Origin of the sequence: Amycolatopsis sp. NPDC051372 (assembly GCF_040682095.1) — a bacterium.
In the GTDB taxonomy this organism is placed as follows: Bacteria; Actinomycetota; Actinomycetes; order Mycobacteriales; family Pseudonocardiaceae; genus Amycolatopsis.
Genome location: NZ_JBFBAF010000066.1, coordinates 1 through 19,611, shown reverse-complemented (window position 1 = coordinate 19,611; position 19,611 = coordinate 1). Strand labels below are relative to the sequence as shown.

Sequence of the window (19,611 nt, the reverse complement as noted above, 5' to 3'; positions counted from 1 at the left end):
CGGGCGGCGTCGCGGACCAGCAGCACCAGGGCGCCGAACCCGCACAGGACGCTGAGCACGACCGGGGGCAGCGCCCACGAGATCAACCGGCCGAAAACGTGCGGCGCCGAGGCGCTCAGGACGATGAAGCCGATCATGGCGACCACGGCGGCGACCAGGGCGCTGACCACGGCGCGGCGGCGGAAGTAGCCCGCCAGGCCGCTGTCGCCGGCTCGCCGGGCGTCCCAGACGAGGTACACCGCCGCCAGGTAGGCCGCCAGCACGACCGCCAGCCCACCCGTGACGAGCGAGGTCGGGTTCAACCAGCTGCCGACGGGGTCACCGGTTTTGCCGCCGGCGGGCACGCGGCCGGACGCGATACCGCCCGCGATCGCGCCGAAGCAGAAGGGCACGAGCACCGAGGAGAGGGCGAACAAGCCACCGAAGATCCGCCGGACGCGCACGGTGACCACGGTCTTGCGGAACGCGAAACTGGCGCCGCGCAACACGATCCCGAAGGCCGCGATGGCCAATGGGACGAACATCGTGAGGGTGATGGACTGGAACGCGGCCGGGAAGGCCGACCAGGTGACGACGAAGATGAAGATCAACCAGACGTGGTTGGCCTCCCACACTGGGCCGATCGATTGCTCCACCAGGCGGCGCGGCGCAGCACCGCGCTCGGGTCCGCCGGCGGTCAGGTCCCAGAAGCCGGCGCCGAAGTCGGCTCCGCCGAACACCGCGTACGTCGCGATGGCGACCAGCAGCACGGCCGCGACCGCGGTGCTCACGGCTCAGGCTCCCCGGTTTTCACCGGGTCGGGTTCCTTCGCCGGTGCGTACGGGGTGTCGAGGTCGGCGAACCCGCCGGCACGGCGGAAGCGCCGGCTCATCGAGCGGAGCACCATGATCGTGGTGGCGCCGAGCGCGACGTAGAGGACGATTACGGTGATGAAGGTGATCCAGACGCCGGTGTTGCCCGTCGCCGCGGCCTCGACCTTCATCAGGTTGTAGACGATCCACGGCTGGCGGCCGACCTCGGTGACCACCCACCCGGCCTCCATCGTGACCACGGCGAGCACGCCCGAGCACGCCGCGGCGCGCAGGAACCACTTGCCCGCCGGCAGGCGCCGCCGGAACAACCAGACCGCGCCATACCACAGCGACAGCAGGAGCAGCAACGTCCCGAGACCGACCATCACGTCCCAGGCGAGGTGGACGATGTTGGCCTCGAGAATCGTCGGCCGGGCGTCGGGCGGCACGGTGTCGAGTCCCTGGATGACGGTCGCCCGGCCGGTGCTCGGGTCCGACAGCCACGACGCCATGCCCGGGATCGGGATGCCGCCGGTGACCGTGCCGTCCGCGTTGAGGCGGCCCAGCAGGGTCTCGGGGACGTCCGAACTGGTCGTCGGGACCAGTTCGATCGCGGCGAACTTGACCGGCTGGTTGTCGTAGACCCAGCGCGCCAGGGTGTCGCCCACACCGATCTGGATCGGTGTCGCCACCGCGGCGACGCTGAAGGCGATGGTGAACCCGAGCTTGTGGTAGCGATCGGTCCGGCCGCGCAGCATCCCGGCCGCGTACACCGACGCGACCAGGAATCCGCCGACCAGGTAGGCGGCGACGACCATGTGCGCGGCCTGCAGCGGCATCGCGTCGTTGAAAATCACCCCGAGCGGGTCGACCTCGACGATCTCGCCCTGCGCGTTCGCGGTGAACCCCGACGGGGCGTTCATCCAGGCGTTCGCCGCCACCACGGAGACCGAGCCGAACACCCCGGCCAGGACGATCGGCACACCCGTCCAAAAGTGCGTCCACGGTTTCAGCCGGCGCCAGCCGAAAATGTAGATGGCGACGAAAATCGCCTCGGTGAAAAAGAACAGCCCCTCGAACGCGAACGGGATGCCGAAGGCCTCACCCCACCTCCCCATGAAATTCGGCCAGAGCAAACCGAACTCGAAACTCAACACCGTCCCCGTCACCGCGGCCACCGCGAATGTCACGGCCATGTACTTCGACCAGCGCTGCGCGAGCACCAACGCCGCCCGGTCATGGTGGCGCACCGCCCGGTAATTCGCGATCAGGACCATAAACGCCCACGACACCCCAAGCGGCACCAGGATGATGTGGAACCCGAGCGTGAACGCCATCTGCGAACGCGCCCACGGCACAGGATTCACGCCCGCAGCCGCGTTCGCCAAGCCCGTCAACGTTTCGCCCACCATCACCCCTGCCTCCCCATAAACGGCCGACGCCGCCCGGACGGTCCGCCGGTTGTGACGATGCCCCCGACCCTGTCGGGTCCGCACCCGGCGAGCATCACCTCACGGGGATGACGTCGGCCGCGGCGCCATCACCCCGCCGAACCTCGACCGCATCGCGGCCGGGAGCATGCGGTACACACGGCAGCACCCGACCGCGCTGTACTCCCCGACCCGGCGCGGTCGCCTGAAAGTCGAGACGCTGAGGATTTTCACGCACCGTCGACTGTGACTGTGCACGGTATTTTCACCGGATCGCATCTCTCACCTCGGCGCCGGTGTGACGACACGTGCGCCGGGGAGCTCAGCCTGGTGGTGTGGCGGCGATTCCGGTTTCCTCGGCTTGGTCGATCGGTTGCTTCTGGTTGCGCCACCACCGCAGCCGGCCCCAGCCGAAGACGGTCATCAAGATCGCGCCGGCGACCACGTAGATGCTCAACACGATGGCCGGCTGAGTGATCGAGTTTCCACCGAAGTACAGGGTGTTGCGGATGAGGGTGACTCCGTTCCACAGCGGCAGACCCGGGCCGATGAATTGCCAGAACGCCGGCAGGTAGGCGGTCCCGTTCACCCCGCCGGTGGAAGGGTTCCCGAAGAAGACCACCACGATCACCGTCACCAGGGTGCCGAATGGCCCGATCAGGCTTTGGAGCGTTCCCGTCAGGAGAGCAACGGCGAGCAGGACCAATGCGAATTCGCCCCACAACGGCCAGAAGTTGCTCCCCACATTGGGATAGGCATGGAGCCCTGGGCCGACGATGAGGTTGAAAACAGGCTGGCGACGACCGCGTACCCGGTCAGGATGGCGACGCGTCGGTGGGCGGCAGCGGTTCCGGTTCGTTGCATGGCAAGTGTCGAGCCGAGGTATCCGGCCACCATCAGCACGAACACCACGAGGCCGGGAACGACACCTTCGGGGTCTTCTTTCGGCAGGGTGTTGATCACACTGACGTGGACCGGTTGGCCCAGTTCCTTGCTCGCCTTGAGGTATTCGGCGGCATGACCCCGGGCGCCCACAGGCTCGCGGCCTCCGAGATCACCACCGTGTTGGTTTGGGAGACGAAGCCTCCGTAGATGGTGGTCTGGTTCGCGGCGTTCACCAGGTCGGCTTCGCTGGCATAGGTGTGGATCGTCATGCTGACGTTCTCCTGCACCGCGCTGGTCAGCGGCGATGATCCCGTCACGCCCCAGGGCAGGTTGCGGGCGACCACACCGTGCTCGGCCCAGACGTAGGTGGTCACCATGATCGCTCCCATCACCAGGGCGATCAGCAGGCCGACGATCGTCTTCCCCCACTTCGGCGCGCGCGTCTCGGTCCCGGCATCCGCCGGCGGATGCGCGCCCGTTTCGTGCTTTCCACGGTGAGCCGTATTAGGCGTCGGACCGGCAGGTAGCGCTGACTCAGCATCCGAGCCGGCGTTGCGCTGGTTGTGGTCCTGTGTGCCTCCCGATGCGCTCATCGCAACCCTCCTAAGGGATGTCTCGTAACCCGGTGTGGGTCTGGTTGCCTAGATAGTTGATCATGTTGTGGTGCAGGTGATCTCGGCGTCGCGGTCGGAGTGGATTGCCCCGTTCACAGGGTTGGAACCGGGTCAGTTCCGCAGGTTGGTACGGATCGTGGCGAAACGTGGCGGTGACGAGATCGCCGATGGCCGACCTGGTCGTCAGCGGCGCCTTGACCTGGCCGATCGTGTGCTGCTGGTCGCGACGTACTGGCGGACGAACCTGACGATGCGCCAGATCGGGCCGCTGTTCGGGGTGTCGCATTCCGCGGCGCATCGGGTGATCGACACGATCGGGCCGCTGCTGGCGCTGGCCCCGGTCCGCACACGGCGGATCGACGCGATCGCGATCGTGGACGGCACCCTGGTGCCGACGCGGGATCACCGGCTGGCGGCGCCGTCGAAGAACTACCGGTACTCGGGCGTTCGTGCAGGTCGCGATCGATGCCGACACCCGGTTGGTGATCGCCACCGGCGACGCGCATCCGGGCAACGCAGGCGACTGCACCGTCTACCGCGCCTGCGGCATCGAGCAGAAGTTGGCGGGGCGTTCGGTGATGGCCGACGGCGGCTACCAAGGCAATCCCGAGGTGATCATGCCCTACCGCAAACCTCGTGACCGCAGCGATCTGCCCGGCTGGCAGGAAGACCTCAACGCCGACCATCGCAAGATCCGGGCCCGCGTCGAGCACGCGCTGGCGCGGATGAAGTGCTGGAAGATCCTGCGCGACTATCGCCGCGCCGCCAGCACGCTGAACGACACGGTCTCCGGCATCGCGCATCTGCACAACATCCTCCTCGCAGACTGATCCGCAACACCAGTCCCACCAACCACAAGACCAGTTACGAGACATCCCTTAGGGAGCATGGCGATTAGCAGCACCGTCACAGACGTCGCGTGCTCGGACCTCACGCCAGGCTGATGAGGGTTCCGCACAGTCTCGCCTCGAACAGTTCAGCAGTTGAGGAGTTCGGCGACATCGCCCGGTCATCACCTATTCCACCGCCCGCTGTGCCCATGCGCGACCGGCAACCTCTCGTTGCCCGCATGGATGATGTCGGACGCCGCCGGGTGCGGCACCCGGTAATCACCCGCTCCGGGCGATGCACCGCACCCTGAGCGCTGGCGACCGTGGTGGACGACTGCAATTCGTCGAGTGCGCCACGCCGACCGGAAGGGGCACGATGGTGCTCGATCTGTCCCGGTGGCAGTACGTAATGACACAGATCTACCACCTCCCATTTGCCCCGGTGACCATCGGGCCGGCGTTCCTTACCGCTCTCCTGCACACATTGTGGCCGCAGCGGTCGGGTCGAACACCTGCAGCTCTCCAGGTTCTTCGTCACGCTGATGCTCACCCCTGTCGCCGTCGGAACAGCCGACGGTCCCGTGCAGGAGTTCCAGATTCGATTGAGGGGCTCCGTGTACTCACGCACGGTCGGCGGTGTGTCGGGCCGGGACGAACCACCCCTGCGCACACCTCGGATTCGCGAACGAATCAAACCGGGGTGCTGCCCCGATCCGGCCACTAAGGAGTCCGGGATGACCGAGCACTACGACGTCATCGTGATTGGGAGCGGCGCCGGCGGCGGCACATTCGTCCGCCACCTCGCCCCCTCCGGCAAGCAGATTCTCCTGTTGGAGCGCGGTGACTGGCTGCCCAGGGAGCCCGCGAACTGGTCCACCGCGGATGTGTTCGTCGACGGCCGCTACATCTCACCTGACACTTGGCACGACGGCCGCGGCCGATCCTTCCAGCCGCAGGTCCACTACTTCGTCGGCGGCGCCACCAAACTGTACGGTGCGGCGCTCTACCGGATGCGCCAGGAAGACTTCGACCAGCTGAACCACCACGACGGTGTTTCGCCGGCGTGGCCCATTTCCTACCAGGACATGGAGCCCTATTACAGTGCCGCCGAAAAGCTCTACCAAGTACACGGCGTGCGCGGCGAAGACCCGACAGAGCCGCCCGCGAGCCGGCCCTACCCGTATCCGGCCCTGTCGCACGAGCCGCGGATCCAGCAACTGTCGGATGACCTCGCTGCCAAGGGCTACCACCCGTTCCACGCACCGTGCGGTGTTCTGCTGAACGAGGAGAACATGCCCTTCAGCACGTGCGTGCGCTGCGCGGACTGCGACGGGTTCCCGTGCCCGCTGCACGCCAAGTCCGACGCGGAGGTGATCGCCCTCCGGCCCGCCCTCGAGTACCCCAACGTCACACTGATCAGGAACGCGCGCGTCGTCAAGCTCGAAACCGATGCGGCGGGAACCGCCGTCATTCGCGTACTCGCCGAGCACGAAGGCGAGACGGTGGCCTATCGGGGCGACGTCGTCGCCGTCGCCTGCGGTGCTGTCAACTCGGCGAAACTGCTGCTGGCCTCGGCCAACGACAAGCACCCCCACGGGCTGGCGAATGGTTCGGACCAGGTCGGCCGCAACTTCATGTATCACGACAGCCAGGCCGTGCTGGCGCTGTCCAAGGAACCGAATCCCACCGTCTTCCAAAAAACCTTGGGTGTCAACGACTTCTACTTCGGCGGGCCCGACTTCGACTATCCGATGGGCAACATCCAGATGATCGGCAAGTCGCAGGCGGAGATGTTCCGCGGTGAGAAGCCCATCGAGACGAAACTGGCGCCGAACTGGGCGCTGCGCGACGTCGCGACACACGCCGTCGACTTCCGGCTGTCCACTGAGGACCTTCCGCAGCCTGAAAACCGCGTGACACTCGGGAAGGACGGCAGCGTCACCCTCGCCTACACCCCGAGCAACCCCACCGCCGCAAAACGTCTGTACCACCAGCTCAAATCCATGCTCTGCGGGCTCGGAATGCACCCGGAGCACCTCATCAACCGATTCGCCTACATGAAGACCGACATTCCGATCGCAGGGTGTGCCCACCAGGCCGGCACTGTACGGTTCGGCGCCGATCCCGCGACATCGGTGCTCGACTCGGATTGCCGAGCACACGAGCTCGACAACACCTACGTGGTGGACACCAGCTTCTTCCCCAGCATCAGCGCGGTGAACCCGGCGCTCACCACGATGGCGAACGCCATCCGCGTCGGTGACCACATCCTCGAGCGAATCCGTTGACAACGTCCGATCCGGACGACGATGTTGAGCAGCAGCCGGAGCAGAGAACCCCGCGCCTCGTCCCATGCTCCCAACGCGGGCGAAACACCGATATCGGCGGCCGCCGGAATGGTGGTGACCGAAATGAACACGCCGAGCAGTGCGCTCGTCCTGTCCTCGGTCAGAGACGCTATGCCGACGATACCGGCCAGCGCGAAACCCACGAGCAGCGCCGTCGGACCCCGCTGGATTCTCGGTCCGGAACGACGGTCGATCCCGAGCGCGATGCCGAGGATACCTCCCCTCGGCTCGGATCCGAGCCTCGACCTGCTCCCACACCGAGCCCGCGCCCGGTCACCGAGTTCGTCGGCTCGAGCCTTCGCCGCCCGCCGTTCATCCCTTGACGCGCCGGTTGCAAAAGCTCGGCAAGCCGGATCACGCAGGTCTGCTTCGGCTCGGGGAAGCGCCTTTCTGCCGTAGGGTGAACAGATGCCGACACCCGACGAGATGAGCGGGGCCGACTTTCAGGCGCTCTACTCGCAGCTGCGCAGCACGGCACCCGGGGCCGACACTCCTCGGGGCGCCTTGGACACCGTCACGCACGAACAGGTGCTCGCAGCCATCCGTGAGGTTCGTTCCGGCTACACGGTCTCGCTCGCCGCCCCGGTGAACACCCGAACCGCACCGGACGACGCCGAGCCGGCCGAGCACCGGCTCACCGCCCCGGCCGCCGGCGTCCAGGAGGAGCGCGGCTTGCAGTTCGCCCGGGACCGCATCGCCATGAACGTCCATGGTGACGTCAACAGCCACATCGACGCACTCTGCCACGTCATCTACGACGGCACTCTGCACCGCGGCGTGCCCGCTACGGAGGCTCTCTCGCCGGACGCAGCGATCGAGCAGTCCATCGAACTGGCGCGTGATGGAATCGTCGGCCGCGGAGTGCTGCTGGACATTGCCCGGCTGCACGATGTGTCATGGCTCGAGCCGGGAACCCACGTGAGCCTCGAGGATCTCGCCGCCGCCGAGGTTCGCCAAGGGGTGCACGTCGACCGTGGCGACATCCTCCTCGTGCGGGTCGGGCATCGACGGCGCCGCGACGAGCTCGGCCCCTGGGACGTGGCCGACGCGAGGGCCGGACTGCATCCGACCGCCGTGCGCTTTCTGGCGGACCGGCAGGTCGCCGTGCTCGGCAGCGACGGCAACAACGACGCGGCCCCCAGCGTGTCGCGAGACGTCGCCTTCCCCGTACACGTGCTCGCCATCCACGCCGCGGGCGTGCATCTGCTCGACTACCTGCAGCTCGAGGACCTCGCGCGCCTCTGTGCAGGGGAAGGACGCTGGTCGTTTCTGTGCGTGATCGCGCCCCTGCGGTTCCCCGGCGCCACCGGTTCCCCCGTGAACCCGCTCGCCATTCTGTAATCCTGCGGTCCGGATTTCGGGAAGGTGGCGACGTGACCCAGACGCTGCGGCGACTTCAGGCCTGCAGCCCAGATGGCAGGTGCTCCACCCTGGCTACGCTGCCGTGACATCGTGACCCCGGACGCGAGCTGCACGCGTCCTTCCGGCACCGTCTTCGACACGGCTGTCACCATGGCGGGCAAGCACGTGGGTGCGCTGCCGATCTGCGTGGTCGCGCAGGCCGATGTCGCTCGAGCGATGCCGAATCCGGATGCGGGTGCGCTGGTAGGGCCCTCTCGCACCACTGACCGTTCAGGCTGCTCGCACAGTGTGTGCTGGGGCGAGGAAGGGGTACCCGTCCGTCATGACATCGATCGGCTACTTCCTTTCCTGCGAGCAGTACGGCCCGCGTGAACTCGTGGCCCAGGCGCGCGCCGCCGAACGTGCGGGATTCGAGCGGTTGTGGATTTCGGATCACTTTCACCCGTGGCACGACCAGCAGGGCCAGAGTCCGTTCGTGTGGTCGGTGATCGGCGCCTTGTCGGAAACGGTGTCACTGCCGGTGACGACCGCCGTGACGTGTCCGACCGTGCGAATCCATCCAGCGGTGATCGCGCAGGCCGCAGCGACCGCCGCAGTTCAGCTGGACGGCGGCTTCGTGCTCGGCGTCGGGTCCGGGGAGGCCCTGAACGAACACATCCTCGGCGACCCGTGGCCGTCGGCGGGAGAGCGGCTGGCGATGCTCGAAGAGGCGGTCGAGGTCATCAGGCTGTTGCACTCGGCGGGCGCGCGCGGTGAGCAGGTGAGTTATCAGGGGACCTATTACCAGGTGCAGGAGGCGAGGATCTACACGGTGCCGGACGAGCCAGTGCCCATCTACGTGTCCGGGTTCGGGCCACAGGCCACGCAGCTCGCTGGGCGGATCGGGGACGGCTATTGCACGGTGCTCCCGGATGCGGACCTGATCCGCACCTTCCGAGAGGCCGGCGGTCGCGACAAGCCGGTGCAGGCGGGCATGAAGGTCGCGTGGGGTCCGGACGCCGACGTGGCGCTGGACGAAGCGCATCGCCTGTGGGCCAACGACGCCCTGGCCGGCCAGCTGGGCCAGGTTTTGCCGCGGCCACAGGACTTCGAGGCTGCCACGAAGCTGGTGCCGCGCGGCGACGTCCGTGAAGCGATCGTGTGTGGGGACGATCCGAAGGCGCACCTCGATCGGGTACGCCAGTATGTCGAGGCCGGGGCGGACGAGATCTACGTCCAGCAGATCGGTCCCGATCACGACGGGTTCTTCCGGGGCTGGGAGGAGCACGTGCTGCCGGAGTTCCGTTGACCTGGCGAGCGGTAAGGCACTCGGCGCCAAGGTCGACGTCGTCCTTCGCCGTCCCGCGTCCAGGGGACAGCCGCAGCGCGGACACGTTCCGCCCGGTGTGGAGCCGGAGCCGTGTGCACGGGAGACGGCCTGTGGCGGCCAATGTGCCATCCCTGGCCGTGGATGCGGCGATTCCGGGGATGACTGTGACAGCGTATTTCTTTCGGGTGCCGCGAAGGCTGTCAGCTGCCCGAGGGGGCTTTGCTCAGGTCGACGACGCAGAAGCGGTTGCCGTCCGGGTCGGCGAGGACGACGAGTCCGCTTCGGATGGATAGTTGTTCCAGTCGACCTGGTATGCGCCCAGCTCGACCAGCCGCGCGATCTCGGCCATCTGCTCCTCTGAGGTGTCGACCAGGAGGTCGAGATGCAGCCGAGGGTATTCTTCCACGGGCGATTCGCTGTACATGAGGCCGAGCGCATGGACGGAGCCGTCTGCGTGGTCGAGGGTGCGCCAGCGAGTAGTCGCCCATTCTTGGGTCTCCGTAAGGTTCAGGGCCGCCGTCCAGAACGTGACCGCGCGCGGCAGGTCGGAAACACCGATAACCGGAAAACCCAGCCTGAGCATGAATTCGAGGCTAAGCGGCAGAACCCTTCCGCCGCACGCCCTCGGAGAGCTCCGCTCGCCTTGCGCTCCGCGCGCCCGCGGGTGCCTGATAGACACCAGGTGTGCTCGATCTGCGCGGAGGCCGACGCGCGGCACTAGAGTCGTCAAGGACGCGCCCGATGCGCGACGAGTGCGGGTGAATCCCGCGGGATCCCTACTCTGCTGCTCCCCGCTTCTCCAGCGTAGGATCATCCGCCCTACCGTAAAATTGCCCGGGCCGCTGGATGTGGCGACCACCGGGGGTCGGCGATGTCCCTCCCGAGAAAACTTGTGGCCGCGAGACGTCATTCTTGCGGTGAGCGTTGGTCTCGTCGCGGCCTCAAAGTCCTTTGTGGATCTCCCGGTAGCGTATCGGGCCGTTGTCGGCCGTCCCGGCGTGATGTTGGCCCCGCACCCGGCCGAGTGTCGTTGAAGGTCGGGTCCCCGGTGACCGGGAACGCTCGTGCCGGGTCGGCCGGCCACTGCGGATCCAGGGTCACCCACATAGTCGGCTCGCCGTCCGCGGTGATCAGCTCGTAGCGCACCCCACAGGTCGTCGCCGGCGCCCCGGAGATCAGATGCTGCTGGCTCAGGGCAAGCCGTCGAAGATGAAGGCGACAACCAACCCAAAGCACCTGGGCTCGACGAAGCAGTTTTGCTCGACGCGTTGCCGAAGCTTGCGCTGAACCGGGCCGCCGCCGGATCTGCTGCGGACATTCTTCGAGGCACTCCGGCTCGAAGTACGATTGCAGCCCTCTACGTCGGGTTGACCCGGGGCCGGCAGGGCACCACCGCCCACGTCACCCCTGTGGCCGTGCCGAAGGACGCGCCCGAAGGCGTGGCCCTGGAGGCGTTGCGCCGCACGCCCGCCGCGGTGCTCGCCGGGACGTTCGAGTGCGCCGATCGCAGGTGCCGCGTGGCCGGGCAGCGGCGAGCGCCGCGACCACCGTCAGCTCAACCAGCGCACCAAGGGCGAGGTGCGGCCGGTGCCACGCCCTCCGCCGCTGACCGCGATGCTGCACCGCCACGCCGAGCAGTACGGCGTCGCAGAGGACGGTCGGCTGTTCCGGGGCCTCGAGGGTGGAGACGTCGCGGAGTCGACGCTGGCGCGGGTCTGGGGACAAGGCCTGCAAACGGCGCTGTCCGAGGAGAAGTATCGATCGCCGCTGGCGCGCCGGCCGTACGACCTGCGGCACGCGTGTGTGTCGACATGGCTGGCGGCCGGCGCACGGTCCGCGCAGGTGGCTGCCTGGGCAGGGCACTCAGTTGCTGTGCTGCACGAGGTGTACGCCAAGGCGCCCGCAGGGCTGGAAGAGGTATCCCTGGCGAAGATCGCCACAATTTTTAGCCTGGTCGAGGACGAGTAGGCGCCGGCCCTTTCCACCGCGACGAAAGTGGACCGCGAAGAGACCACGCGTGTAGTCATACTTTGCCGGTCGGCTCAAGGCGCTGCCGGACGACACAAGATCGGCCCCTGGCCGGGTTGCGCCTGGTCAGGCCGGTTACTGCGTCATCGCCAGTCATCCCGAGGTTGTCCAGCACCCCTTCGGTGTCGCGGTTGGCGGATCAGGTCAGCGCGCACCGCAGGACGATCTCGCCATCGTCGATCTCGCCGGTCGGCTGGAAGCCGAAGCCCCGGTAGAACGGCCACGGTTCGCCCTTTCCCGGTTGGTAACTGGTGAACAGTTCGGTGCCGCCGTCCGCCCTGACCAGTTCGATGACCTGGGCCAGCGCGGCGCGCCCGTAGCCGCGGCGTTGGAACTGCGCTCCGACGAGCAGCCGCCACAGGACGTATGAGCCGAGCACGCCGCGCGTACCTGGCGGCACCGCCCAGTTCAGCATGACGAAACCGACGGGCACGTCGTCCGCGTACACAGCGCGATACCAGGGCGACAACTGTGGTTTCTTGCGCGCTTCCTTCAGCGATTTCTTCACCGATGCGACGAACTTCTTCTGGTCCGGCCGGACACGCACGGCGCATACCGCGTCGCGGTTGTCGTCGGTGATCTCACGCAGTTCGACGTGTGCGGTCACCTGGCCATTATCGCGGTCCGGGGCCCGCCAGTCGTGCCATCCGGCGGTCCCCATGTGTAGAGAGGTGAATGTAGGTCGGGGTCGTTGGTCTTCGCGCCGGCGCGGCGATACCGACGAGCGCGGGGACGGTGAGGTAGCCCCAAGAGCGCCGCCAGCGGGTTCCGGCAACGACCGCGGACCGCGCTTCCTGGGCCTACCGGCCGAGGAAGATGTAGACCGCTAATAGACCGCGCGTAGCCGTACTTTGCCGGTCGCCGTCGCGCGCCACCGGTTGACACAAGATCGGCGCCTGACCGGGTTTCGCCTGGTCAGGGGGCCAGTTTGTGCTGGTCGGAATATGTGCCCCCGGCCGGGTTCGGACGACATCTACATCAGTGGAAATGGCCTCTGAGCTGCGGTTTTCTTCGGTTATGGGCATCTTGAGCTGCCGCCGTCCTCGCCGAGGTGAGGCGGCGTGACCGCCGGGACGATGCAGAAGGAAGCGATCGACCACGCGATCGGAGCAGCGCGGTCAGCAGGCCGACCGTGGCCGCTGTGGATCCAATGCGGGGCCACGGGACTGGTGGCGCTGGGCGCCGCGTACGCGTCCTACCAGCATGGCCGCGCGTTCGCCCTGCGCTTCGGTGCAGATGCGACCACTGCGTCGATTTGGCCGCTGATCGTGGATGGCCTCCTGACTCTGGCGACCATTGAGCTGTGGCGGGGCGAGGAAAGCGGCAAATCGCCCAACGGCCGCCGGCTAGCTTGGACGGCCTTCCTGTTCGGGATCTCGCTGTCGCTGTGCGCGAACGTGGGCTCGGCGCCGATCCTGAGCGTCTTCGGGGTCACGGTGGCGGCTTGCCCGCCGCTTGCCCTTTTGCTTGCTGTGGAGCTGCTCAACCGCGCGCTGAAGCGCCACCAGATCAGCCACCACCGCGAGGTGGTGCACATCCCGGCCTCGGACTTGAGTTCATCGAGCGGCGACGGTGGCCGGGTTGATGACGACGACATGCCCGAAACCCCCGAGGTCCCGACAGCGGAAGAACGCATGTGGCGGTACTACTCGGAGCAGATCGGCGTCGGCCGTGAGCCTTCGGGTGCTGAGCTTGACCGGATTGCGGGAACCCACAACTACGGGCGCCGGGTGCTGCGTCGTTGGAAGGATTCCGGTCGTGCTTCTTTGGCCGCCCCTTCACCTTTACTCCCGGTCGACAGTAATGCGTTCGTCGTCGAACCCGCTGGTTAAGAGATCGCGTTTCGACGTGTCGGGTGGTGTCGAGTGATGCCGGACAATACCTTTTCGGCTGGTCACCGGCCATCACTTATGTCGGAGCGTACCGCGTTCTGTCGTCGTGTGCGCGACGTCTCGGGCTCTTCTCGGGCACGTGGTGCCGGATTCTGTCGAGGTATCCGTGCAGGTCAATCGCGGAGGTCGCGGGTCCGGGTGGGGGTTGCCGGGGAGGTCGGGTGCTGTGTTGAGGCCTGGTGAGGGCCGCGATCCGGTGCTGTCAGCGGTCACGCTGATCGTGGGGATCATCGTGGTGCTGACCTTCCTGTTCGGTTTCGGGAACGTGCTCACGTTGGCACTCCGGCTGGGAGTGCCAGCCTGGGTCGCACCGCTGGTGGCGCCTGCAGTGGAGCTGTCGGTCGTCGGGCTGCTGCTCGCCATTCGGTCTCTGTCGCTGCGGGGCGCACATGTTGAGGTGATCCGGCCGGCGCGCGGCTGTTGTTGGCCTCGAGTGTGGTGGAGGCCGTTGCGTTCGCCCAGTAGCCATCGGATCCAGGCTGTTAGGTGGCGAGTTTCGCTCACAGCCGGTAGCGCACGGCAGTCTCGGTCATGCTCGGCGTGGGTTCGCGGAGTGCCGTGGTCCTTCCGTGGTCCGTGCCGTCCCCGATGACTGTGTGCCGTTCATGCGGACGCCGCCGCCCGCGCTGGGATTACCCGGTGATCCGACACGAAAACCCGTCGGTGTGATCGAGCCTCGGCGCCGCTGAAACTCTTGGTGTGGGCGTGCCGCGACGGGGGTTGGCCGTCCGGGTGAAACTGGCTGTGCTGGACATCGGGTCGAATTCGGCCCAGTTGCAGGTGGTGGACGTATCTCCCGGGGCGCCGCCGCTGCCGGCGTTTGCGGTGAAGGAACCGACCCTGCTCGCCGAAGAACTGCAGCACGACGGCGCGCTGAGTGAGACCGGGATCGAACGCGCGACGATCGCCGTGAGCCGCGCCGTGGACCAGGCGGTGCGGCTCGGCGTCGACCACCTCTACCCGTTCGTCACGGCGGCGGTGCGAAATACGTCAGCCGCGCTTCCTCCTCACCGGAGAGGAACTGGGCCGGATCCCGGATGCCGCCTCGACCCGGTCGCCGTGCGCCGCTGGTATGGCTGGTCGGCCGGGCGGCTGTTGCTGATCGACATCGGCGGCGGATTGATGGAGCTGGTGCTCGGCCGGGACGTGGAACCCGAGCTGGCGATCTCGCTTCCGTTGGGCGCGGGCAGGCTCACGCGGGAATTCCTCACCGCCGATCCGCCGACGAGCAAACAGGTGAAGCGCCTGCGTCGGCACGTCCGGGGCACGCTGTCCGAAGTCCTCGATCGGTTGCGGTGGGAAGGCCCGCCGCGCCGGGTTGTCGCCACGTCCAAGACGTTCAAGCAGATGGCCCGGCTGTCCGGCGCCGTGTCGCAGCGCAAGGGGCCGTTCGTGATCCGAGAGCTCACGGTCGCGGCCCTACGCGACCGCATCCCGCAACTTACCGAGGCGACGGCGGCCGATCGCGCTCACTTCCGCGGCATTTCGCGCTCGCGCGCTCGGCAGGTGGTCGCCGGTGCCCTCGGTGCCGAGGGGACCTTGTCCGCGCTGGACGTGACGCGCGTCGAGGTCTGCCCGTGGGCGCTGCGGGAGGGAAACATGCTTCGGCACCTAGAGCGTGTCGCGGAAATGCCGACGCTGCCGCTTCTGCCGCTGATCCGGCACCCGGACGCCACGGTCCGCCCTCTGCACACCGCCGAGGAACGGCAGGCGCCCTCCTGAACGGTCTGACCCGGTTCGGTGCGCGGGGCGCGGGGTAACCGGTCCGGACGAACCGATCCGCACGGGAGGACTGATGACCGAAGAGCGACTGCGTCCGCCGCAGCAGCAAGAGCCACCTGGGCTGACCGAGGACATGGACCCCCGGCCTCGAGACACGATGGCGGACTACGAGGGACGCGGGTTGTTGACGGGGCTCAAGGCGCTGATCACCGGTGGGGATTCCGGCATCGGGCGCGCGGTCGCGATCGCGTTTGCCAAGGAGGGTGCCGACGTCGCGATCGCCTACCTGAGCGAGCACGCTGACGCCGAGTACACCGCCGAGCGAGTACGGGCCGAAGGCCGTGAGTGCCTGCTGCTCCCGGGAGACCTGGCTCGCGCCCGGCAGTGCCGGGACGTCGTCGACCAGACCGTGAGTCACATGCATGGTCTCGACATCCTGGTGAACAACGCCGCCACCCAATGGCCGGTGGACAAGCCCGAGGACCTCGGTGACGAGCAGTGGCTGCACACGTTCGACGTGAACATGCACAGCTATTTCCGGGTCACCTCGGCGGCGTTGCCGCACCTGCGTGAAGGTTCGGTGATCATCAACACCGGCTCGGTCAACGGCTTGCGCGGCAACAAATCGCTCATCGACTATTCCGCGACCAAGGGCGCAATCCACGCGTGGACGATGGCGATGGCCCAGGCCCTGGCCGGCCGGGGCATCCGGATCAACTGTGTGGCACCGGGCCCGGTGTGGACGCCGCTCATCCCGTCCACGTTCCCGCCTGAGAAGGTGGAGAAGTTCGGGCTGCAGGTGCCGTTCGAACGTGCGGCGCACCCCGACGACCTCGCGCCGTCCTACGTGTTCCTGGCGTCGAACCGGCTTTCGTCCTACTACAGCGGCGAAGTCATCGCAGCGCTCGGCGGCGAGACGACACCCGGCTGACCGAGCCCGGCGACCACAATGGCGGGCGCCCGATAAGCGGTTGCGGAGCACGAGTCAGCCTGAGGTCGCCGGCGCTTACCGGCCGGTGAGGCGGCGGTTGAGCCAGGCGACGTACGGCGAACGGTGCGAACCTCGTCGAGGCCCTCGTCCTCCGGCTGACGCGGGCCGTGCTCACCCTTCACCCCGGCCGAGGCAGCCTGAACGACGGAGAACGACGCACTATACGGGCGGGCCACTGTGATCGCGGTGCCGCCGGTGGCCGTCGACGATGATCAGCGGATCGTCGGCGTCGGTGCCGTGATCGGGTGCCCGGTCACCGACTCGTTCCCACGCCTCGGCACGGGCTGCGGCGCGCGCAGCCCGGATAGCCGTTACCGCCCTGCTCGCGTCGCCGGCCGCTGTGGTGATCAGCCGGGACACGGTCGGGTTCGACGCGACAGGCCCGAACACGCCCGGTTCGGCCCGCGCCAGGCCGATGTCGGCCAGGCAGTCACCGCCCAGGGCGAGGGCGGTCGCCAGATCCAGCACGATCTTGCCCGGATCGTGTTTGCAATGCCAGGGGTTTTCGCCACGACGACAATGCTGCCGACAACGCCGCGGCCAGCTCGACCGCTTCGGCCGTGCGCGGCAAGAGCACCCCACCAGCCCGCGACACGACACCCGGACCCGACCCACCTACCGCCAGCCGCGGATAGGGCGAACTACACACTTACCGACCTGAATGGCGCTCCTGAACCTGCAACCGATACAGCCCTCGACAAACCGTATCATCGCAGCTCAGCACACCATTCTCCGCCATGGCACGCCGCCGAACCTCACTCCCGCGAAAGCCCCGGGCTAAGTAGTGTTATCAGCGCATCGCCCGCGTGCGGGTTGCGTGGGAAGACGCGATGCGTGAGCGCTAACGTAAGGCGAAGAAGAACGTGTGCTTGCCCCACGGCGTCGGGTATGAGTTTGTGGGCGTCGGCCGGCAGGCCATGAGACATCGGGTGTGCCGTTGAGGGGTGAGCTGGTCGGAGGCGGATGCGTCGCGGCCGAGCAGTTGAAGGCGGCGCGGTGAAAGCGAGGTCGCCGACGCGGCGGATCGGCCGCACGGGTGCTCGTGAGTAATCCATGGGCCGCTCCTGTTGCGGCTCAGGCGGTCCGGGGCTGCAACGGGAGCGGGGCGGACGCACAGGGGCGAGTTCTTCATCGTAGGGCCGGGCGATCAGGCCCATGATCGCTGCCCGATGCCATCGAGGTAGCCGCCCGGCAGGCGGTGGCGTTTGAGCGTAGGCATAGGTGGTCGGGGCGGGTTCGCAAGTCGATCACTCGCCACCTTCGCAGGCCCTGGAGCTGCCCTGAATGCTGCAGACGGAGGGCATCGGCGGTTTCCTGCTCACGGACGCCACGAGTGCACCCGTGGCCATCCGCATGGGGTGCCACGTCTTTTCAATCGAACGTTCCTGAACCGCCTGAGGCGCTGCGGACCGCCTGGCGGTGCGCACTCCGGGCGACTCGGACACTCTCCTTGGTTTGGACGGGCACTGTCGCGGTATCCGGGCCGAGGCCGGCACACACCGGCCGGCGAACCGTCGACGTCCGCGGAGGAAACCATGAGCACACCCGAAATCGATCCGGTCACTGCGGAAAGCATGGAAGAAGACGCAGACTTCGGTCAGGAACACACTGAACCGACGTTCCGCGACCAATCTCCGGCGCCATCCGGCAGGAGGACCGAAGAGCAGGGCGGCGGCGATCACGGCGGCATGGAGCCGCGGTAAGGCCAAGCTTGCCGACTGGACGCAAACGTGATGCCGCCCGGGCGGTAGGGGAGGGCTCCGACAGGCCCTGTCGGCTTGCACGCATCCGCGTACGTCGGGTCTGGGACGCGAACCAGTACGGGAGGTGAAGCGATGTTGACCCGCCGCGAGGGCACCGAGGCGCGACGTGGCGGCCTGGACTTGGTGCTGTCCCTGACCACGGACCAGATCGCTGCGCTGGGAACCGACGCAGCGAAACTGGCAGAGGCGCTGGACACGGTCCTGGTGGGACTAGCGGTGCTGCGAAAGGGGCGCGACACAGAGACCTCGGGAGACGAGGGCTTTCTCACGGACGGCCCGGGCGATGCCGGACTGGAGTGGGACGAGCGGTTGCTGCGAGACGTGTGCGGACTGCTGGCCCACCTTGACGGCGTGTGTGCCGCCGGCGTCCGGAGACATATACGCAACGGCGGCTCATCCCGTCAGCTGGGGGCGGCCCTGGGCGTGTCCCGGACCACCGCGCAGCGTCGTCGGGACGACCTCGGGGAGCCGGGGCCGGCCGAGTTGTGGGCGACCGGAAGCCGCAGCGAGGTGAGAAACTTCGGCTCGCGGGTGCCGGACACGATGCGCTCGTGGTCGACGCCGTGGCCGGGATACATCCCGGTGGACATCACCCCGTCGGAACTCGTGGGCGCTGGACTGGAACGCAGCGTGCGCGAAGGTTGGGCTGATCGCTTCGCGACGCCGAGCGATGTCCCGGACTGGGCCGGCCGGCAGGCTGCTGCCCTGGTGCCGTACCGGCTCGATGAGCGGCGCCGGCCGCTGAACCCCACCGGCCGTACCGGACGATCTGGGCGGCACCTCGGAAGATGGGGCGAGAACCAGGCCGTGGACCCGATCGTCGTGGCCGGCGCCGGCGGCGCGGAACCACGGGTGTTGCTCATCCTGCGCCAGGACTGCGCGGAATGGGCCATCCCCGGCGGCATGGTCGATCCGGGCGAGACCGCCGCGCGTGCGCTGGTCCGCGAGTTGCGCGAAGAAACCGATGTAGACCTGGCCGGTATGGATCCGAAGATTCTGACGCGGACCTACGTGGACGACTGGCGGAACACCGACCACGCGTGGGCGTCGAGCACCGTGGCGCTCTACCGACTGGAGGAAGTCGTCACGGCCATTGCGGGCGACGACGCCGCGGCGGCCGCGTGGTATCCGTTCGGCAGCCTGGATGGACTCACGACTGCGATCGAGGGCGCCGGGGGGAAGCTGTACGAGGGGCACTGGCCGCTGCTGTCAGCAGCCCTGAAGCACGTGCGCGAGGCCTGACGCTCCGGCTCTGCCCCGCCACGAGCCAACCGCCGCCGCGCAAGGCAACCACGGCGCCGCGCCAACGGATGCGGGCGGGGCGCTAGTGTCCGTGGTCGGTGACGACGACGCGCATGCCGACGTGGCTGATGCTGCTGTCGGCGGGATAGGCGTGCTCGGCGGCGTTGATCGATGTCTCATACACGGCGAGTTCGAGGTCGGAGATCAGTGCGTCCAGTAGCTCGCGGCCGTGAGCGCGGCCGGCGACGGCTTAGGTTAGTACTGCAACGACAGATCGTGATGTGCCGACTGGGCGTGTCGGTTATGGTCCGTTTCGACGGTCGTGTAGTTGATCTTGCGTGTTGGAGATGGTGACGGACTGGTCGGCTGGTTTCGCGGCGTTCACGGGACGGTTCGCGGCACGG

17 protein-coding genes and 2 pseudogenes are annotated in these 19,611 nt (G+C 67.6%); 10 read left to right on the top strand and 9 right to left on the bottom strand.

Annotated elements, in window-relative coordinates; genetic code table 11:
- The 5 genes from AB0M56_RS49320 to AB0M56_RS49300 all read right to left on the bottom strand — a co-directional run.
- The coding region (locus tag AB0M56_RS49320) for a cytochrome d ubiquinol oxidase subunit II (protein ID WP_364190243.1) at nucleotides 1-770 on the bottom strand (770 nt) is incomplete at its 3' end.
- On the bottom strand, nucleotides 767-2,203 hold the full coding sequence (locus AB0M56_RS49315) for a cytochrome ubiquinol oxidase subunit I (RefSeq protein ID WP_364190249.1): 1,437 nt from the start codon (nucleotides 2,201-2,203) through the stop codon (nucleotides 767-769). The genes AB0M56_RS49320 and AB0M56_RS49315, both read right to left, overlap by 4 nt.
- Nucleotides 2,204-2,543: 340 nt before the next feature.
- Nucleotides 2,544-2,927, bottom strand: coding sequence for a hypothetical protein (locus AB0M56_RS49310; protein ID WP_364190240.1), 384 nt, complete (start codon nucleotides 2,925-2,927; stop codon nucleotides 2,544-2,546).
- Nucleotides 2,900-3,184, bottom strand: coding sequence for a hypothetical protein (locus AB0M56_RS49305; protein ID WP_364190237.1), 285 nt, complete (start codon nucleotides 3,182-3,184; stop codon nucleotides 2,900-2,902). Before AB0M56_RS49305 ends, AB0M56_RS49310 begins: the two co-directional genes overlap by 28 nt.
- Nucleotides 3,181-3,699: a hypothetical protein gene (locus AB0M56_RS49300; RefSeq protein ID WP_364190234.1), complete on the bottom strand. Its 519-nt coding sequence runs from the start codon at nucleotides 3,697-3,699 to the stop codon at nucleotides 3,181-3,183. Before AB0M56_RS49300 ends, AB0M56_RS49305 begins: the two co-directional genes overlap by 4 nt.
- Before the next feature lie 70 nt (nucleotides 3,700-3,769).
- Between AB0M56_RS49300 and AB0M56_RS49295 the strand changes: the two are divergent.
- Together AB0M56_RS49295 and AB0M56_RS49290 are read left to right on the top strand one after the other, a co-directional pair.
- A pseudogene (locus tag AB0M56_RS49295) lies at nucleotides 3,770-4,550 on the top strand (transposase family protein).
- Nucleotides 4,551-5,284: 734 nt separating this feature from the next.
- Nucleotides 5,285-6,838: a GMC family oxidoreductase gene (locus AB0M56_RS49290; protein ID WP_364190231.1), complete on the top strand. Its 1,554-nt coding sequence runs from the start codon at nucleotides 5,285-5,287 to the stop codon at nucleotides 6,836-6,838.
- Here AB0M56_RS49290 and AB0M56_RS49285 read toward each other — a convergent pair.
- Entirely contained in the window at nucleotides 6,727-7,047 is a 321-nt protein-coding gene (locus tag AB0M56_RS49285; protein WP_364190246.1) for a DUF389 domain-containing protein, read from the bottom strand. The genes AB0M56_RS49290 and AB0M56_RS49285 overlap by 112 nt on opposite strands.
- Nucleotides 7,048-7,306: 259 nt before the next feature.
- On the opposite strand from AB0M56_RS49285, the gene AB0M56_RS49280 reads away from it, so the two are divergent.
- Both AB0M56_RS49280 and AB0M56_RS49275 read left to right on the top strand, forming a co-directional pair.
- Entirely contained in the window at nucleotides 7,307-8,239 is a 933-nt protein-coding gene (locus AB0M56_RS49280) for a cyclase family protein (protein ID WP_364190228.1), read from the top strand.
- Nucleotides 8,240-8,582: 343 nt separating this feature from the next.
- On the top strand, nucleotides 8,583-9,548 hold the full coding sequence (locus AB0M56_RS49275) for a TIGR03557 family F420-dependent LLM class oxidoreductase (RefSeq protein WP_364190225.1): 966 nt from the start codon (nucleotides 8,583-8,585) through the stop codon (nucleotides 9,546-9,548).
- A gap of 244 nt (nucleotides 9,549-9,792) precedes the next feature.
- Here AB0M56_RS49275 and AB0M56_RS49270 read toward each other — a convergent pair whose 3' ends face one another.
- Complete coding sequence (locus tag AB0M56_RS49270; protein WP_364190222.1) at nucleotides 9,793-10,152, bottom strand: VOC family protein; 360 nt, start codon at nucleotides 10,150-10,152, stop codon at nucleotides 9,793-9,795.
- 1,004 nt (nucleotides 10,153-11,156) lie between these two features.
- Here AB0M56_RS49270 and AB0M56_RS49265 point away from each other — a divergent pair.
- Nucleotides 11,157-11,537 carry a hypothetical protein gene (locus tag AB0M56_RS49265; RefSeq protein WP_364190219.1) on the top strand — a complete coding sequence of 127 codons (381 nt, stop codon included), beginning with the start codon at nucleotides 11,157-11,159 and terminating at the stop codon, nucleotides 11,535-11,537.
- A gap of 199 nt (nucleotides 11,538-11,736) precedes the next feature.
- Here the strand turns inward: AB0M56_RS49265 and AB0M56_RS49260 are convergent, their stop codons facing one another.
- Nucleotides 11,737-12,204 carry a GNAT family N-acetyltransferase gene (locus AB0M56_RS49260; protein ID WP_364190216.1) on the bottom strand — a complete coding sequence of 156 codons (468 nt, stop codon included), beginning with the start codon at nucleotides 12,202-12,204 and terminating at the stop codon, nucleotides 11,737-11,739.
- Nucleotides 12,205-12,658: 454 nt separating this feature from the next.
- On the opposite strand from AB0M56_RS49260, the gene AB0M56_RS49255 reads away from it, so the two are divergent.
- The 3 genes from AB0M56_RS49255 to AB0M56_RS49245 all read left to right on the top strand — a co-directional run bounded on the left by AB0M56_RS49255 (nucleotide 12,659) and on the right by AB0M56_RS49245 (nucleotide 16,142).
- Complete coding sequence (locus AB0M56_RS49255) at nucleotides 12,659-13,429, top strand: DUF2637 domain-containing protein (protein ID WP_364190213.1); 771 nt, start codon at nucleotides 12,659-12,661, stop codon at nucleotides 13,427-13,429.
- Nucleotides 13,430-14,221: 792 nt separating this feature from the next.
- A complete protein-coding gene (locus AB0M56_RS49250) occupies nucleotides 14,222-15,211 on the top strand; it encodes a hypothetical protein (RefSeq protein WP_364190210.1) in 990 nt (329 codons plus the stop codon).
- Nucleotides 15,212-15,284: 73 nt separating this feature from the next.
- Nucleotides 15,285-16,142, top strand: a complete 858-nt coding sequence (locus AB0M56_RS49245) for an SDR family oxidoreductase (protein WP_364190207.1) — start codon at nucleotides 15,285-15,287, stop codon at nucleotides 16,140-16,142.
- Between the two features lie 297 nt (nucleotides 16,143-16,439).
- Here AB0M56_RS49245 and AB0M56_RS49240 read toward each other — a convergent pair.
- A pseudogene (locus AB0M56_RS49240) lies at nucleotides 16,440-16,851 on the bottom strand (transposase); the annotation flags it as partial.
- An 886-nt stretch (nucleotides 16,852-17,737) separates the two neighbouring features.
- Between AB0M56_RS49240 and AB0M56_RS49235 the strand changes: the two are divergent.
- Nucleotides 17,738-17,905 (top strand): hypothetical protein, encoded by a 168-nt coding sequence (locus AB0M56_RS49235; RefSeq protein WP_364190204.1) that lies wholly within the window; start codon nucleotides 17,738-17,740, stop codon nucleotides 17,903-17,905.
- 132 nt (nucleotides 17,906-18,037) lie between these two features.
- On the top strand, nucleotides 18,038-19,207 hold the full coding sequence (locus AB0M56_RS49230; protein WP_364190201.1) for an NUDIX domain-containing protein: 1,170 nt from the start codon (nucleotides 18,038-18,040) through the stop codon (nucleotides 19,205-19,207).
- The last annotated feature ends 404 nt before the right edge of the window (nucleotides 19,208-19,611 follow it).

Bases quoted from the DNA above. Each gene is read 5' to 3' on its own strand.
- AB0M56_RS49315 (WP_364190249.1), bottom strand. From the start codon at position 2,203: ATGGTGGGCGAAACGTTGACGGGCTTGGCGAACGCGGCTGCGGGCGTG.
- AB0M56_RS49300 (WP_364190234.1), bottom strand. From the start codon at position 3,699: ATGAGCGCATCGGGAGGCACACAGGACCACAACCAGCGCAACGCCGGC.
- AB0M56_RS49290 (WP_364190231.1), top strand. From the start codon at position 5,285: ATGACCGAGCACTACGACGTCATCGTGATTGGGAGCGGCGCCGGCGGC.
- AB0M56_RS49280 (WP_364190228.1), top strand. From the start codon at position 7,307: ATGCCGACACCCGACGAGATGAGCGGGGCCGACTTTCAGGCGCTCTAC.
- AB0M56_RS49275 (WP_364190225.1), top strand. From the start codon at position 8,583: ATGACATCGATCGGCTACTTCCTTTCCTGCGAGCAGTACGGCCCGCGT.
- AB0M56_RS49270 (WP_364190222.1), bottom strand. From the start codon at position 10,152: ATGCTCAGGCTGGGTTTTCCGGTTATCGGTGTTTCCGACCTGCCGCGC.
- AB0M56_RS49245 (WP_364190207.1), top strand. From the start codon at position 15,285: ATGACCGAAGAGCGACTGCGTCCGCCGCAGCAGCAAGAGCCACCTGGG.
- AB0M56_RS49235 (WP_364190204.1), top strand. From the start codon at position 17,738: ATGAGCACACCCGAAATCGATCCGGTCACTGCGGAAAGCATGGAAGAA.
- AB0M56_RS49230 (WP_364190201.1), top strand. From the start codon at position 18,038: ATGTTGACCCGCCGCGAGGGCACCGAGGCGCGACGTGGCGGCCTGGAC.